This window comes from Tumebacillus sp. BK434, from assembly GCF_004340785.1.
Lineage (GTDB): Bacteria > Bacillota > Bacilli > Tumebacillales > Tumebacillaceae > Tumebacillus_A.
In genome coordinates this window covers 465,987-483,333 of sequence record NZ_SLXS01000001.1, presented here as the reverse complement: position 1 = coordinate 483,333, position 17,347 = coordinate 465,987, and the positions used below count along the sequence as shown (strand labels likewise).

Sequence of the window (17,347 nt, the reverse complement as noted above, 5' to 3'; positions counted from 1 at the left end):
CCAAGGCCTTTTTCTATGAGTCTCTGTCAACTGCCAACGGCAATCGCCTCGATCTCGATCAACAGGTCATCCCTGATGAGCTTTCGAACTTCAACCGCTGAGCTGGCTGGCGGACTCACAGGATTGATATAAAAAACAACTCCACGACGTTGTGATATCAATATCATCGCTTTCTTCAGAAACACAATGTGATCTCCAGTATGTCGAGAAAAGGTAATCGTTTGGATAATGCCTACGTCGAGAGCTTTTGGGGACATTTCAAAGCTGAATGTCTATACTTGAACGATTTTTATAACGATCAAGCGGTGCATAAAGCGATACGACGCTATAGATCCTTTCAACCACGAGCGATTCCAGCATCGATTAAAAAACCATAGTCCGGTAGCATACCGAACTATGGTTGCGTAAGCTCCATTCAATTGAGGCTTGTTTCATTCCTGTCTACTTGACAGGGAGCAGATCATGGGTGCGGAGCTTTTTTAAGAATACTGCTTTTTAGTTGTTCCCGAGAAGCTTATTGAGCTTTGTCGCAAGCGTTTGAACGTTTGGCGACATCATCATGGTATTGTGGTCCCCGGGAACGATTTCAAATTCAATGTAACCATCTACCCATTTCTCCCAATTGAAATAAGGGTAGTCTTGCAAGCGTTGCGGCTGGTCAGCCGCGTTTAGCAAGGTAACGGTTCCTTGATATCGCTTCACTTGATACGCATATTCCGCATCTTCGTTCGCCCGATATACTTTCAGAAACCTTTGGAATTGTGCAAGACTGACGTCTTTTGGCAGCACATGGTGTTGCTTCGCAAGGTCTAACAGATGCGCAAGCGCCTCCTCATAAGGCACTTCATTGAAGGAGGACAAGTCTGGGAAAGTCACTCCGTACAGATCGGCTTGAGCTTGCGCCACCCATAGAGCAAACTCCCACTGGCTGGAGAACGAATGCTGGGTAGCAATTTCCGGCGCCAGCGTATCGATCATGATCAACTTCTCAACTTCCTGCCCCTGGTCTCTCAACTGTTGCGCCATCTCGTATGCGATCAGGCCCCCCATGCAATACCCGCCAATTCGATAAGGTCCATCTGGCTGAATATGACGCAGCTCACGAATGTATCTCTCCGCCATTTCTTGAATCGATTTGTCTGACTCCTCATCATCTTCTAGTCCGTTTGACTGGAAGCAGTAGAACGGCTGATCATCCTCCAGGAATCGAGCCATTTCCAAGTAGACCATAGACGTACCGAGTGCAGGGTGTACGCAGAAGAAGGGAACTTTCGAGCCCTTGGTCTGTAGTGGCAGCAGATGTGAACCTTGAGCAGCGTCCCCTCCGTTACGGATGAGAACTGCCAGTTCCTCTACGCTGTTGTGTTGGAAGAAGGCCGACAACGGCAAGGTGTAGCCTTGTTCACTTTCCAGTCTGGCAACAGCCCGTACGGCGAGTAACGAGTGCCCGCCCAAGTCGAAGAAAGAGTCTTTTACGCTCACCTGAATGCCATTGAACAATTCAGAGAACACCGTGACCAAATCATATTCAATTCGATCACGCGGACCGACATAAGCCACCCCACTCTCAAAGTCTTGCTCATCAGGGTTCGGCAGAGCACGGCGATCTATCTTACCATTCGGGGTGAACGGCAACATGCCCATGATCACGACATAAGAAGGCACCATATACTCTGGAAGCCGCGCCCTGAGAAAATCACGCAGTTCACCCGGTTGTACTTGGCAGCCATTATGCAGGACTACATAAGCAACAAGCTGCTTGTCCCCTGAGTCGAGGCTTCGGATCGTGAGCACGCAACTTTGTACGAAGGGATGCTGGTCCAGTGTACTTTCGATCTCACCCAGTTCCACACGCATGCCTCGAACTTTTACCTGATCGTCCTTGCGACCCAGGAAGATAATGGATCCTTCAGCACGATACAAGCCGCGATCCCCCGTGAAATACATCTTTTCACCCGGAACGAATGGGTCTGGGATGAACGATTCCGCGGTTCGTTTGGGATCACCAAAATATCCACGTGCCAGACCTGCCCCGGCAATATAGATATCACCCTCGACTCCGATCGGCACAGGCTGTCGCAACTGATCCAGGATGTAAATCCTGTTGTTGTCAAAAGGTTTCCCAATCGATATATAGTCGTGTCCCTGGAGATCCTGCTCGGTACAAGTGTGGTTCGTTGAGTCAATCGACACTTCAGTCGCACCCCAAGAATTTTGCAGCGCGCCTGGCATCCGATCCATAAATTTGCGAACCAGCTCCGGACGCAACGCCTCCCCGCTGGAAACGACAACACGCAGGTTCGCCAATTGTTCACGATGTTCAGGTGTGACAAGATCCAGCACCAAGCCCAGCATACTCGGAACAAACTGCAAAACAGCCACTTGATAGTCAATTGCCGCCGCCAAAATGGCCCGAGGATCACGGTGCTCTCCCTTTTCGAGAACGGCAATTCGTCCCCCATATGCCAAGGTCCAGAAGATTTCAACCGCCGAATCGTCGAATGTGAGCGTCGTCTTGTGCAAAACCGTCTCGCGCTCCTGCAGTTGATGTTTCCGTTGCATCCATGAGAAGCGATTCACCCACCCGCGATGTACATTCGCTACCCCTTTTGGCTTTCCGGTAGAGCCGGAAGTGTAGTACACAGACACTAAATGTTCGGAAGTTACCGAGGTTGCGGGCGTATCTGTCGGATACGTCTCGATGTTTGTCCAGTCCGCGTCGACTTGAACTCCAGTCACACCCACGGGCAATTTGCCCTGAAGATGCTGTTGGGTTACACAGACGGTGGCGTTGGCACTTTCAAGCAGTTCCTGTATCCGGAGTTCAGGTGCTTCCAGGTCGATCGGGAGATAGGCGCTTCCTGCCTTCAATATTCCAAGCAGAGCCACAACCAAGTCGATAGATCGTTCCATCAACACACCCACGATTTGGTCAGCGCCACATCCCAGCGCTAGGAGATGATGTGCTAACTGATTGGCGCGCTCATTCAGTTCCCGATACGTAATCTCCAAGGCGCCAAATACGACGGCCGGATGGTCCGGAGTTCGCAACACTTGTTCTTCGAACAGATGGTGAACACACTTGTCATCCGGGAAAGGGACGTCAGTTGCGTTCCACTCCTTGATGTAGCAATAAAGTTCTGCTTCATCAAGCAACCGATACTCGCTGATAGTTCGGTCCGGATCGGTCGCCACTCCTTCCAGCAGAGTGATGAAGTGAGTGACCATGCGCTGCATTGTCGTATTCTCGTACAGATCTGCATTGTACTCCCACTCGCCAATCATCCCTGCCTCCGTCTCCATCATGGTGAGCGTAATGTCGAACTTGGCTGTACCACGCTCAACCTGAAGTCCGCTCAGCGTAACGCCAGCCGAATCAATCTCAGGCAACGTCGCATTTTGCAGAACAAACATCACTTGGAACAACGGATTGCGGCTTAATTCGCGTTCGATTGGCAAATGTTCGATCAATCGCTCATAAGGCAAATCCTGATGAGCGTATGCCTCCAATGCCACATCGCGAACACGGCCCAGCAATTCGCGGAAGCTCGGATTCCCTGACAGATCGGTGCGGAACACCAGCACGTTGGCAAAAAAGCCAATCAAATCTTCTAACTCTGGCTTGGTACGGTTCGCAATCGGTGAGCCGGTCAGTATATCCAACTGCCCCGAATAACGGTAGAGCAACGATTGGAATGCGGCCATTAATGTCATAAACAGCGTCGTTCCCGATTGATAACCCAACATCGTAATGCCCGCAGTCAACTCTGGCGACAGATGGAAGTTTATTCTTTGACCGCGGAATGTCTGCATCGCCGGACGTGGAAAATCGGTGCGCAGTTCAAGAGTCGTCGCCGCACCAGCTAACTGTTGCTGCCAGTAAGATAACTGATTCGTATACCCCTCACTGAGCAACCATTGGTGTTGCCAATGTACGTAATCCGCATATTGAACGCTCAGTTCCTGCAAATCTGGAGTTTTTTGATCAATCCTTGCTCTGTACAGGATACTCAACTCGCCGATGAAGCGGCCGATTGACCAACCATCTGCCACAATGTGATGCATGGTAACGATCACGATGTGTTCCTCAGACGCTATTTGTACCAACTTGGCACGGATTAGTAAATCTTTGGACAGATCGAATGGACGCTGGACCTCTTCGTGAATGAGCAACTCAGCCCGCGCTTCTCTTTCTGCCTGATCCACACCCACCAAGTTGATCACATCAAACTGAACATCCGCCCCTTTTCGGAACGTTTGCACTGGACGGCCATCTCGAACATAAAACTGAGCTCGAAGAATTTCATGACGTTGGACGATCTCATTCGTACTCTGTATCAGAGCTTCCCTGTTGAGCGAACCCACAATACGCACAAGTACAGGAATGTTGTACGCAGCGCTGCTCGGGTCCAGCTGATACAAAAACCACATCCGGCGCTGTGTATCTGCCAAGTCGAATTCATTCGTTGTTCGTACGACGGGTACAAGTGGGATGTCTTGTTGCGGCGACTTCTTATGCAGGCGTAACTCAACCTGCTCGGCCAGCCCGGCCACTGTGGGATGCTCAAACAGATTGCGCAATGGCAGGTCTACCTGGAACTGCTCACGAATACGCACGATCACTTGAGTCGCCAGCAATGAATTGCCGCCCCGTTCGAAGAAACGATCATACATTCCGACATGCTCCAGACGCAAGACCTCTGCCCAAACCTTCTCAATCCTGGCCTCCACTTCTGTTCGCGGAGCGACATACTCTGTTGCCCCAAGCTCCTCTTGCACAGGATCTGGCAGAGAAGCAGCGTCGATCTTCCCATTGGGAGTCAACGGCAGAGCATCCAATCGTACCAAGTACCTCGGCACCATATAGTCAGGGAGTCGCTGCCAAAGCCCATCAAAGATCTGTCGCTTCCATTCTTCCAGTTCGTCATGCAAGACGACGTACGCCACCAGTTCCGAATCAAGACCTTCGACGGTTCGCTCCAACACAAACGCATCACGAACAAGAGACTCCTTCAGTACAGCTTCAATTTCCGCCGTTTCAATCCGGAAGCCACGAATTTTGACTTGGCGATCCGCACGTCCAACCACGACTACCGTTCCATCAGGACGATAGTATCCCAAGTCACCCGTTTTGTAGAGACGATCTCCTTCTAGTTGCGTGAACGGATTCCGTACAAAGCGTTTGGTCGTCTCATCTGTTGCGTTAAGATACCCTTGGGATAGATAAGGTGTTCGAACAAAAAGTTCACCCGGTTCACCAATACCGGCCAACTGCCAGTCTTTGTTTAAGACCAACAACTGAACATCATCAATCCCCCGCCCCACAGAGATCCATTCCAATCGAGCCTCCTCTTGATGGCTTTCCAACTGATCGACTTCATGCCAGCCCATTGCCTGCGGCGTCTCAGTAGTGCCATAGAAATTGATACAGCGAACCTCAGGCGCGAGACCACGCAGTCGCTCCACTACATCCAGCGTTAAGCGGTCGCCACCTATGAACGCATAGCGCAACCGTTGATTCACGAACGCAGAACCGCGATTCGGCTGTGACTCGGTGATCAGTCGGCACATCGCAGGCGTGACATGAGTCACGCTGATTTCAGATTGTAGTAACCAGTCCACCAACCAGTCCGGCTCCCCGAACTGCGATGGGTCCGGTATACACAAGGTTGCGCCGAGCCATAGCGGTGCAAACACATCGCGCAGCAGCGGGTCATGAGCCAGTCCCGACAACATGCTAAACCGATCCGTTTCATTTAACTTGAATGTCGGCAGGTACCAGTTGAGGAAATGGGACACAGGCGCATGCGTGCCGCAGATGGCTTTCGGTGTTCCTGTCGTTCCTGAGGTAAACGCGATATACGCTACATCGCTTGCCGAAAGCTCGAGAACCGGCAGTTCCATAAGCGGGGCCATCAGTTTGTTCATCACAAGTGCGTCGTTGATCTCCATCTGGCACAAGTAGGCTTGCCCCTGCACGTAAGACCTCAACTCCGCTGGCACATCCTCACCCGGCCGTAAAGAGATCCACCCTTGCGGAGCAGCCTCTTCCAAATATTGAATGATACGCGCAGCCGGATAGGTCGCATCCAAGATCACGAACGCAGCGCCGATCTTCAGGACCGCAAGCATCGCTGCCACTAACTCTGCGCTTCGATCCGCATAAATTGCGACCACCGAATCTCTGCCGATCCCATGACCCAACAAGTCTGCGGCCATACCGTTACTGATGTAATGCAATTGCTCATACGTCCATGAGCGTTTACCATCTATGATGGCAACATGATTCGGTACGCGTTTGACCTGCTCAATCACACCATCATGTATCGGAATCTGCGGTGCGGCTGCCAAAGATTCTTTCGGGTTGGGCAAGACACGCTTGGCGCTGTCCGTCACCAAGTCAATTTCAATGAGATTCATCTCCAAGTCTTCAACCATCGACTTCAGCACTTGTACATATTGAGCCATCAGTTCATGCATGCGCTCTTCAGTGAACAAATCCGTATTGTACAAAAGCTCAAAACGTATACCCCCCGCCCCTTCGATGGCATAGAGAGTAAGATCGAATTTAGTGCTTGTTATCTCCTGTTCGATCCGCTCAAAACGCAAATCGGACAGATTCAGGACTTGTTCCCCTTCATTCAAGTGATTAAACATGACCTGGAAGAGCGGAGTATGGCTCAAGTGGCGTTCGACGTTTAACGAGTCTACCAGGTGTTCAAATGGCAAGTGCTGATGCGTATATGCATCTACCATCGTGTTTCGCATCTGTGCCAGCATTTCCCGGAGACGCAGGTCAGGATGCACGCTTGTACGGATGGCAAGCGTGTTGACGAAAAATCCGATCAGAGATTCAATTTCAGGGCGATCACGATTGACAATGGGGGTGCCAACGACTAGATCCTCCTCCCCTGTATAGCGATACATCAACGTTTTGAAGGCGGTCAACAAACTCATGAACAAAGTGACTCCCTCACGCTGACTCATCTCCATCAGACGTTCATATAGCACTTCGCTGCAGTTGTACGAAAGCAATTTCCCTTTGCTGGTTCGCACAGCCGGGCGCGGTCGATCGGTCGGCAATTGCAGGATGGGCAACGGACCTTCAAGTTGCTGCTTCCAATAAGCAAGGTCCCGTTCCATGACATCTCCTTGCATCCAATCGCGCAGCCAGTGCGAATAATCGGCATACTGAATCGGCAACTCCGGGATATTCGCATCCGTTCCCTCCACAAATTGCTGGTACAACGCGGTTAACTCTCTGATGAACAATTCATTCGATACCCCGTCCGAAATGATATGGTGCAGCGTGATGAACAACACATGCTCCTGCTCATCTAACCGGATGAGTACAATGCGCAACAAAGGCGCTTGTTCCAAGTCGAACGGCATCGCCGCTTCCGTTTGCCCCATGCGCAAAATAAACTCATTCTGGTCCTCTGCGGTTTGGTCACTTACATCAAAGTAACGGAACGGTACCTCCACGTCGGCGAGGATCTGTTGTTTAGGTTCATGATCGACAACAACAAACTGTGTACGCAAGACTTCATGTCTTGACATCACGACCGCAAAACTTTGCTCCAACGCTCCAGCATCCAAACTACCGTGTATCCGCAAGGCAGACGGCATATTATACGCTGCGGTGCCTGGCTCAAACTGTTCCAAGAACCACAAGCGCCTTTGACCGAACGAAAGCGACATGTAAGGTTCGCGCGCAACCCCTTCGATCCTTTCGTATCCGTCTGTGCTTATGAATTGCTCATCCAGGTATGCTGCAAATGACTCCACGGTCGTCTTGTCGAACAAGGTCCGCAGCGGGAAATCAATACCGTGCTTCTTCAGAAAGCGCGCACGCAGTTTCGCAGCCAACAGCGAATGTCCTCCCAATTCAAAGAAACTGTCGCGACGGCCAACCTTCTCTACACCCAGCACCTCGAACCATATTGCGGCAACAAGTCTTTCAGTATCGGTGCGCAAGGCTTCATAGGTTCGTTCCAAGGGATCAAAATCAGGAACGGGCAGTGCATTTCGGTTAATCTTGCCGTTAGAATGAAGCGGCAGCGCCTCCAGTTGCATAAATTTGTTGGGGATCATGTATTCCGGCAAACGTAATCGTAGCGACTCACGCAGTGCAGCCGTCCGAATTCCCTCGATTGACGGAACGAAATACGCAACAATCAGCGGATCGCCGTAGCGACCCTCCCGCACGAGTACAATTGCTTCCTGCACACCTTCGCAAGCTAAGAGTTCAGATTGAATCTCCTCAAGTTCAATGCGCAAACCACGAATCTTCACTTGATGGTCGCGACGCCCCAGATAAAGTAGCGTTCCGTTTTCACGAATACGCACCATGTCTCCGGTCTTGTACAAGCGCCCTTCACCAAAGTGATTCGGGACGAACATTTCCGCTGTTAAATCCGGACGGTTCAAGTAGCCGCGCGCGAGACAGATACCGCCAAGGTACAATTCGCCGGGAACTCCAATTGGCACCAACTGCATTTGATCGTCTAACACCAAGGCTTGTACATTGTCTACGGGACGACCGATCGGAACGACAAACTCCTCGTCCGAATCGTCGCAATCCCACCAAAGTGTATCAATGCATGCCTCTGTCGGACCATACAGATTGTGCAACTCAGCATTCATGCTTGCGTAGAAACGCTTTTTTAGTTCGGAGGTCAGCACTTCACCGCCACAGAACACGTGTCGCAGCGTGGAACAGGAATCAAGCGAGCAATCGGCAAGCAAGGCAATCAAGAGCGACGGGACCACTTGAAGCACGGTCACTGCCTCCCGATTTATGACCTCGACCAAGGAAGACAAATCCTGCATCCAATCCGGATCAGCAAGCACCAATCGGGCTCCGCAGAGTAACGGTGCATGGAATTCCCACACCGATGCGTCGAAACTGATAGGTGTCTTCTGCAAGATGACGTCTTGGGACGTAAAAGTAAACTGACGCTGCATCCACACCATATGGTTGCGGAGCGCACGGTGCTCGATCATGACACCCTTCGGATTTCCGGTGGAACCAGACGTATAAATGATGTACGCAAGGTCCTCTTCATAATTTGTGATCACCGGGTTGTCGGTGCTCTCATCCTGCAACCAAGCCAGCTTTGCATCCAGTTGAATCAGATGCTCCACAGCAGTCCACTCTTCTCCCTTCGGGAGATCGTCCTGCGTCAACAGCACACGAACGTTAGCTTCCTGCAACATGTAGGTGATCCGCTCCTCTGGATAGGTCGGATCGATCGGGACATAAGCACCGCCCGCTTTGAGGACTGCGTAAATCGCCACCACTAACTCCGGCGAGCGCTCCATGTACAAACCGACCGGTTCATCAGGAGTCACATCTATTCTGCGCAGGTAGTGAGCCAAACGGTTTGCGCGATCATTTAGTTCTCGATACGTAAGAGAAACCAAACCTGCTGCAACCGCCACTGCATCCGGGGTTTTCTCCACTTGCCGTTCAAACATCTGATGCAGCATTACACCCGGCTGGTGTTCTATCTCTCGCCCCTTTGCAACAGCAAGGAGCCAGTCAGTCTCCTCGGCAGACATGAACGATATCTGCTCAATCGGCAGATCCGGGTGCAAGATAATTGCTTCAAGCAATGTATTAAAATGCTTCACCATGCGCTTCACGGTGCTCTCTTCAAATAGATCAGTGCTGTATTCCAAAACGCCGGACAATCCTTGCTGCGTTTCGGTGAGTACCATCGTCAAGTCGAATTTGGATGTCTCAGTTTCCACCGCACCAAGCGGTGTCAGTGTCAAATGTTCAGAGTCGGTTTCCCCCACGATATCCTTTTGCAAAACAAACATGACTTGAAAGAGCGGAGTGTAACTCAAATTGCGTTCCGGTTGCAAGTCCTCAACTAATCTCTCGAACGGAACGTCCTGGTTCGAATAGGCTTCCAAAGCAATTTCACGCACTTGGGATACGATCTCGCCAAAATTTAACTTGCCAGACAATGACGTTCGAATGACCAATGTGTTAACGAAGAAACCGATCAGCCCTTCCCACTCCAATCGACTGCGGTTGGCAATCGGAGTACCCACCGAAAGATCTGCTTGACCCGTATAACGGTACAGCCATACCTTGAAGGCGGTGAGCATCGTCATAAACAAGGTCGCCTGCTCCTTCTGACCCAGTTCAGCGAATCTGTCCACGACCTGCTTCGACACATTGAACATCTCACTTCGCCCCCGGGTGGAGCGTACGGGTTGCCGCGGGTGGTCTGTTGGCAACTCCAAGACAGTCGGACGATCGCCTAACTTTCTCTTCCAGTACTCCAGTTGCTCCGACACCTGCTCGCCCTTCAGCCATTCGCGATGCCATGAAGCATAGTCAGCGTACTGCACCGACAAGTCTGGCCATGTGGGAGTTTGAGCCCCAAGGATCGATTCGTAGGCATGCAACAACTCAGTGATAAAAATGCCCATCGACCAAGCATCGGAGATGATGTGGTGCATCGTCAGTACCAACAGGTACTCCTCATCCGCCTCACGCAGAACAGACATTCGCAGGAGCGGGTCATGTTCTAAATCGAACCTAGTCTGTGCATCTTCCTTGGCCAGCTCTTTGATCCGTTGCTCCCGTACTTGCAAGGGGATATCCCGAACGTCGAAGAAGCGAATCGGAATGTCACGCTCCTCAACAAACTGCTGAGGAGTTCCTTCGAATGCTCGGAAGGATGTTCGAAGGGTTTCGTGGCGGCTCACAATTAGATTGAGACTCTTTTGCAAAACATCGAGCTCTAAAGGCGCAGCAATCCGTACCGCGTCCGAAATGTGATACGCCGAGTTCCCTTCTTCCTCCAATTGCTCAAGGAACCACAGACGCTCTTGCGCAGGAGACAGCGGCAAGCCTTCTCCGCGCGGAACCAGAGCGATCGTCACGCTCTCTTCTTCGGAAGAGCCTGCATGGCGAATCTTGTCTGCCAACTCCGCGACGCTCGGTGCCTCGAACATGGTACGCAACGGCAACTGTACGTGGAACGTTTCGGTAACGCGGGTCATCAACTGCATGGCCAACAACGAATGCCCACCGATGTCAAAGAAATTATCGAACATGCCGACCGATTCAACTTTCAAGACGTCTGTCCAAATTTCAGACAGTTGTTCCTCCAGTTCGTTTCGAGGCGCTACGAATTCATGAGTCGAACTGCGGCCAGCTATCTCCGGTGCCGGCAGGGCTTTACGGTCCAGCTTCCCATTGTTCGTCATCGGCCATTGTTCCAAAAAGACAAAGGCGGATGGAACCATATAGTTTGGCAATGCCTCACGCACCAACATACGCAAATCGGCCGGCTCGATCTCTGCGCCTTGCAAGGGTTGTATATAGGCGACCAGACGTCGATCTCCCGGTTCGTCCTCCCGTACTACGACAACCGTCTCCAAGATCAAATCGTGCTTGGAAAGGACAGTCTCAATTTCTCCCAGCTCAACGCGGAAACCGCGAATTTTCACTTGAAAATCGACACGCCCTAAAAACTCAATCGTTCCGTCCAACTGATAGCGCCCCATGTCCCCTGTACGATAGAGACGCTCTCCAGTCTGGGGATGTTGGATGAAACTACGGCGAGTCTTCTCGTCATCCTTCCAATACCCGATGGCGAGGCCAGTTCCTCCGATGTAGAGTTCACCAGGAGTTCCGACCGGGCAAGGTTGCAGAGCCTGGTCTAAAACATAAAACTTCTGATTGCGCATCGGACGTCCATAAGGAATGCTGCTCCACTCCGGACGGATCTCCCCGATCGGGTAGAGAATCGACCAAATCGACGCTTCGGTGGCCCCTCCAAGGGAGACCACTTGCACGGCCGGCACGAATTGAACAATTTGCTTGGGCAACGTGATCGGAATCCAGTCACCACTCAGCAACACGAGCCGCATGGAAGACGGTAAGCTTGCGCCGGTTTGATTCAGATGATCGACCAGAATCTTCATCATCGTGGGCGCAGAGTTCCATAGTGTAATCTGTTCCTGCAACAAAACATCGGACCAATGAGCCGGGTCGTGCATCTGCTTCGCGTCAGGGAACACGATCGTGCCTCCAACACCAAGCAATCCGAAGATGTCATACACAGACAGATCGAATTCCAGCATAGACATGGCGAGCACACTGTCTTTTTCCGTCACACCAAATCGATTATTGATGTCCAAAATCGTATTCACCGCTCCACGATGAGTGATCATCACCCCTTTGGGAACACCGGTCGAACCCGAGGTAAAGATGACATAGGCAAGGTCATCAGATCCATGTACTTGTATCGGCGGCTCGATCGAATATCCGGCAAACAATTCCTCCTGATCAATACAAAATGTCGTAACGTCCGTCAACAAGCCGAATTTTTCCATAACGTAAGATTGAGTTAAGATCAATTCAACTTCACTTTGACTTATGAGATAGCGAATTCGTTCGCGAGGCAGACTTGGATCGATTGGCAAGTAAGCAGCCCCCGCCTGCAACACGCCAAGAACTGCGACAATCTGCTCCCAGCCTTTTTCCATCATGACGGCGACCAATCGATTGGGTTGCGCCCCTTGCTCACGAAGAAGATGTGCTACTCGATTTGATTGGTGATACAATTCCTCGTAGCTAAGCGTACGCATCGGTGCCTTCACAGCAATTTTGTCTCGGAACTGCGGCACTTTGGCACTGAACAATTGATGTAAACACTCTATTTCTAGTGATGCATCAGTATCGTTCCAATGATGGAACACATCGTCCGATTCCTCCGCTGACAACAGAGAAACCTGTTCATAACGAGCCTCTGGATCGCGAACCATCTGTTCCAGCACATTAGCGTAGTAGGTTTCCATGCGTGCGATCATCTGTTCATCAAATTCAGACATATCCCATTGCAAACTTAGCTTCACTTGAGACGTAAAGAGATCTTGGCTGAACTCCGCGAGGAAAGGCAGGTTGGTGTCCGCATACTGCACAACATCCAGCACTTCCATCCCTTCTATCCCCAGTACAGATTGCAACACATGGAAATGTGTGAAGTTAAAGGCAGTCTCGAACAATGCTTCACCACCGTGGTCTACTTGCAACTGTGCAAGCGGATAACGGCGGAATGGCAGCACGCGCATATCCAAGTCAAGACATTGCCGAATCAGATCGAGCCATGTACCGCCATCCAGCTGTGCACGGTACGGTAACGTATTGAGGAACAGCCCCAACACCTTCTCAGACTCTCTTACTTCGGGTCGTCCATTATTCACAACGCCGGTTACAAGATCGTTCTGACCACTGATGAGATTCAGGACGCGCAGGTGAGCTGCAAACAACACGGTGCGCAGCGGCGTTCCCGCCAGATGGGCGATGTCCTTGAGACGCTTAGAAAACTCTTCAGAAAAATGGCGCACCCGATGACAAATGTTTACCCGAGCCTTCTGAGCTGGAGCATTCGTCAAGCGCGGCAGCTTGGTGATTTGTGCCCCGTCCAACCAGCTTTTCCAAAAACCTCGTTGTTCTTCAGATTGCAACGCCAGCCCTTCCAAAGCAACATACTCTTGAAACAGCCACGGCAGGTCAGTTCGTTCAGACAGTTGTTTGTTTTGTAACGAAAAATACGTGTTAAACAATTCGACCAACAAAACAGACATGCTCCACCCATCATAGAGGGCATGATGTTCATTCAACGTGAATTGGAAACGGTCATCGCCGCGCAGATGTACCGTACAACGGATCAAAGGTGCCTGTGCCCAGTCGAAAGATCGTCCGCGCTGCGATTGAAGCCAATTTTTCAAGTGCTCCTGCTGCTCCGCATCTGTAAGATTTCGCAAATCTTCAACATGCAAATTGACTGCAACATCCCGATGGATCAGTTGAAGCGGCTGCTCATTTCCGATCAGATCAAAGGAAGTACGGAACGCGGGGTGGCGTTTTGCCATCCAACGCAAGGCCTTTTCAAACACCTCTTGGTCGAACATCGAGCGAAGGTGCACACTGATCAAATTTAGATAGAGATACGAATCAGGGTCGAATGAGCTGTGGAACAGCATCCCTTCCTGAAGTTTCGTAAGTGGATACGCATTTTCAACTGTCTCCGGCAGTCGTAGACGATCCTCAGATGAGATCAGCGCAAATGGCTCCATGGATGCCGCTTCAGGTTCATCTGTTGCCATACTGGTTGCAACGAGCGCCAACTCGCGTATCGTTTGACAGGCCAATATGTCCCGAAGCGTTATCACAAGACCTTTCTTTTTCGCCATCGCCACCACTTGGATACTGCGAATCGAATCTCCGCCAACTTCGAAGTAATTGTCATCGATGCCCACTTGTTTGATGTGCAAAACTTGCCCCCATACGTCAGCCAATTTCTGCTCAACCTCATTACGGGGTGCCACCCGTTCTCTTTGCGTGTGAATCAGGATCGGATTCGGCAAGGAGCGACGATCGATTTTACCGTTGGGCGACAGCGGCAGGCTTTGCATCATCACCCAAGCGCTAGGTACCATATATTCTGGCAACTGTTGCTTAAGGTAATTCCGCAGATCGTCTTCTGAAACTGCCTCCTTCTCCACGACCACATAGGCAATCAACCGCTTGTGACCATCCTCCTCAAATGCAGTCACCACCGATTGTCCAATTTGCGGGTGCCGATCAAGCAATGCCTCAATCTCCCCCAACTCAACTCGAAAACCTCGAATCTTTACCTGGAAATCGACCCGTCCCAGATATTCGATCGTGCCGTCATTCAGGTATCGAGCCAAGTCGCCCGTCTTGTAAAGGCGAGCCCCCGGTTCGTTACGAAACGGATCAGGCAGGAACGAATGTTCTGTCAAATCTGGACGGCCATGATAACCGATCCCAACCTGAACGCCCCCGATATACAATTCGCCTGCTACGCCAATTGGCACCGCTTTCAGATGTGGATCCAGGATGTACAATTGCGTATTCGCCACGGGACGACCAATCGGGACAACACGATGCTCGCTTTCTCTTTGGCAAGCCCAATGAGTGACGTCGATCGCTGCCTCCGTTGGACCGTACAAGTTGTGCAATTCGGCATCAAGCCGTTCAAAAAATCTCTCTTGCAGTTCAAAAGTCAACGCTTCGCCGCTACAGATCACAGTGCGCAAGCTTGTACATGCCTCCACCTGGTCACTCTCAAGAAACATATACAACATCGAGGGAACGAAATGTATCGTTGTGATTTTTTCTTCCGTTATCATTCGTGTCAAATATTCTGGATCTTTATGCCCCTCCGGAATCGCCATAACCAGACGGGCTCCCGTAATCAACGGCCAGAAGAACTCCCATACTGACACGTCGAAGCCAAAGGGTGTCTTTTGCAGAATGCGATCCTCCGCAGTCAACTGAAACGTTTCCTGCATCCATAGCAGACGGTTCACCACCCCGCGATGGGCGTTCATAGCTCCTTTGGGTCTACCTGTTGAACCCGATGTGTAAATCATGTAGCAGAGGGTTTCCGATGAACTGGCAACGCTCGGATTGGCCTCGCTCTCCTTCTCCAACTCCTCCCACATTTCACCCACAAAGAGGCGCGGCACGTCAAGTTCCTGAATACGTTCTTCAATTCTGCGCTCCGTTATCAAGACTTGTACCGCCGAATCTTTGAGGATATAGGACAGACGGTCAGTCGGAAGTTCCGGGTCAAGAGGAACATACGCAGCCCCTGTCTTAAGAATGGCAAGCAAAGAAGCAACCAGTTCCAAGGAACGCTCCATCGAAACACCGACAAACGTACCTGAACCAACACCTAGCCGTTGGAGACGATGTGCAAGACGATTGCTGCGCCTGTTTAACTCCTGATACGTCCAGTTGTTTCCCTGAAAAGTAACTGCAATCGAGTCCGGGTTGCGTTCCACCTGTTTTTCGAACAGTTCATGCAAACAGTCATTCGCAAGTTCATACTTTCGTTTCGTGTCATTCCATTCGACTAGCAACTGATGTTCTTCCGCAGAAGTTAGCATGGGCAGTTCGGTGATCAAGGCATTCGGATTCTGAATGGCCCCTTCAAGCAGAATACAAAAATGCTTCGACATCCGATCAACAGTCTGATGCTCAAACAGATCGGTGCTGTATTCCAACGTCCCGACAAGCGCCCCCTCCACTTCAGCAAAGTCCAGCAACAGGTCGAACTTAGCCGTCCCGCGCTCCACAGGCAGAACTTCGATCTCCACCCCTGGCAAACGCAGAGCAGCAAGCGATGAGTTCTGCATCGCGAACATGACTTGGAAAATCGGGGAGTGACTCATCTCTCGTTCCACTTTTAACTCTTCCAGCAAACGTTCGAACGGCACCTCTTGATTCTTCATTGCATCAATTGTCGATTGACGCACTTGAAGCAATAAGTCGGAGAACTGAGTCTCCTCATCAATGCGGCTCGCAAAAACTAACGTGTTGACGAATAAGCCGATCATCCCCTCGACTTCTTCCATGTCTCGGTTGGCGTACGGCGAGCCGACCAAAATATCCTCCTGTCTTGTATGTCGATATATCAGAGCTTGATAGGCGGCCAGAAGCACCATGAACAATGTAACGCCCTCGCGCTTGCACAACTCTTTCAATTGGTCCGTCAGCTTCGGCGGTACGATTACAGGTACCGTTGCCCCCTTGTAACTCTGACGTGACGGTCGAGGGTGATCGGTCGGCAATTGCAACACGGTTGATCGACCCGATAAATGCTCCTTCCAATAAGCAACCTGATTCTCCACCTCTTCGCTTTCGATGAACTCATGATGAAAATGAGTATAATCTGCATATTGAAACTCGAGTTCAGATAACGGAATAGGACGTCCGGTCGTTAATGCTTCGTAGAGTCGCATCAACTCGCTCATAAATACTTCCACCGACCAGCCATCGGACACGATATGGTGCATCGTGATCAGCAAGACATGTTCATCAGGTCGTAACTTCAGCAAAGTTGTTCGCAACAATGGACCTGCACTGAGGTCAAATACCCGTCTTGCTTCCTCTGCAGCCATGCTCAATACCAGCTCTTCTTGATTGCTCAACAGGAGGTGGCACAAGTCAACGACCTCTAAGTTCCACTCTGCCTTGTCTTGAACCATCTGCATCAACTGATCTTCAACGATTTCAAAACTGGTACGAAGTGTTTCATGTCGTCTTACAATCTCATCCAGACTGCGTTCCAAGCAATCCACGTTCAAGTCTCCACGAAAACGGAGAGCTGCTGGTAAATTGTAAGCGGAGCGATCCTCAATTATTTGATTCAAAAACCACAACCGCTGCTGAGCGAGTGAGGCCGGAAAGGCATACACTTCCTGTTTGGTGCTAATTTTTCCCATCGCAGGTCAATCCTTTCATCCGTCTCATAGACAATTTCTATAAACCTCCAAAATTAGA

2 protein-coding genes and 1 pseudogene are annotated in these 17,347 nt (G+C 50.8%); 1 reads left to right on the top strand and 2 read right to left on the bottom strand.

Going from position 1 to position 17,347, the window contains the following annotated elements:
* Positions 1-26: 26 nt before the first annotated feature.
* Positions 27-131 (bottom strand): annotated as a pseudogene (locus EV586_RS01715) (RidA family protein); the annotation flags it as partial.
* Positions 132-200: 69 nt separating this feature from the next.
* On the opposite strand from EV586_RS01715, the gene EV586_RS21775 reads away from it, so the two are divergent.
* Positions 201-377: an integrase core domain-containing protein gene (locus tag EV586_RS21775; protein ID WP_132943341.1), complete on the top strand. Its 177-nt coding sequence runs from the start codon at positions 201-203 to the stop codon at positions 375-377.
* Positions 378-495: 118 nt separating this feature from the next.
* Here EV586_RS21775 and EV586_RS01705 read toward each other — a convergent pair whose 3' ends face one another.
* Positions 496-17,289, bottom strand: a complete 16,794-nt coding sequence (locus EV586_RS01705; RefSeq protein WP_132943340.1) for a non-ribosomal peptide synthetase — start codon at positions 17,287-17,289, stop codon at positions 496-498.
* Between the last annotated feature and the right edge of the window lie 58 nt (positions 17,290-17,347).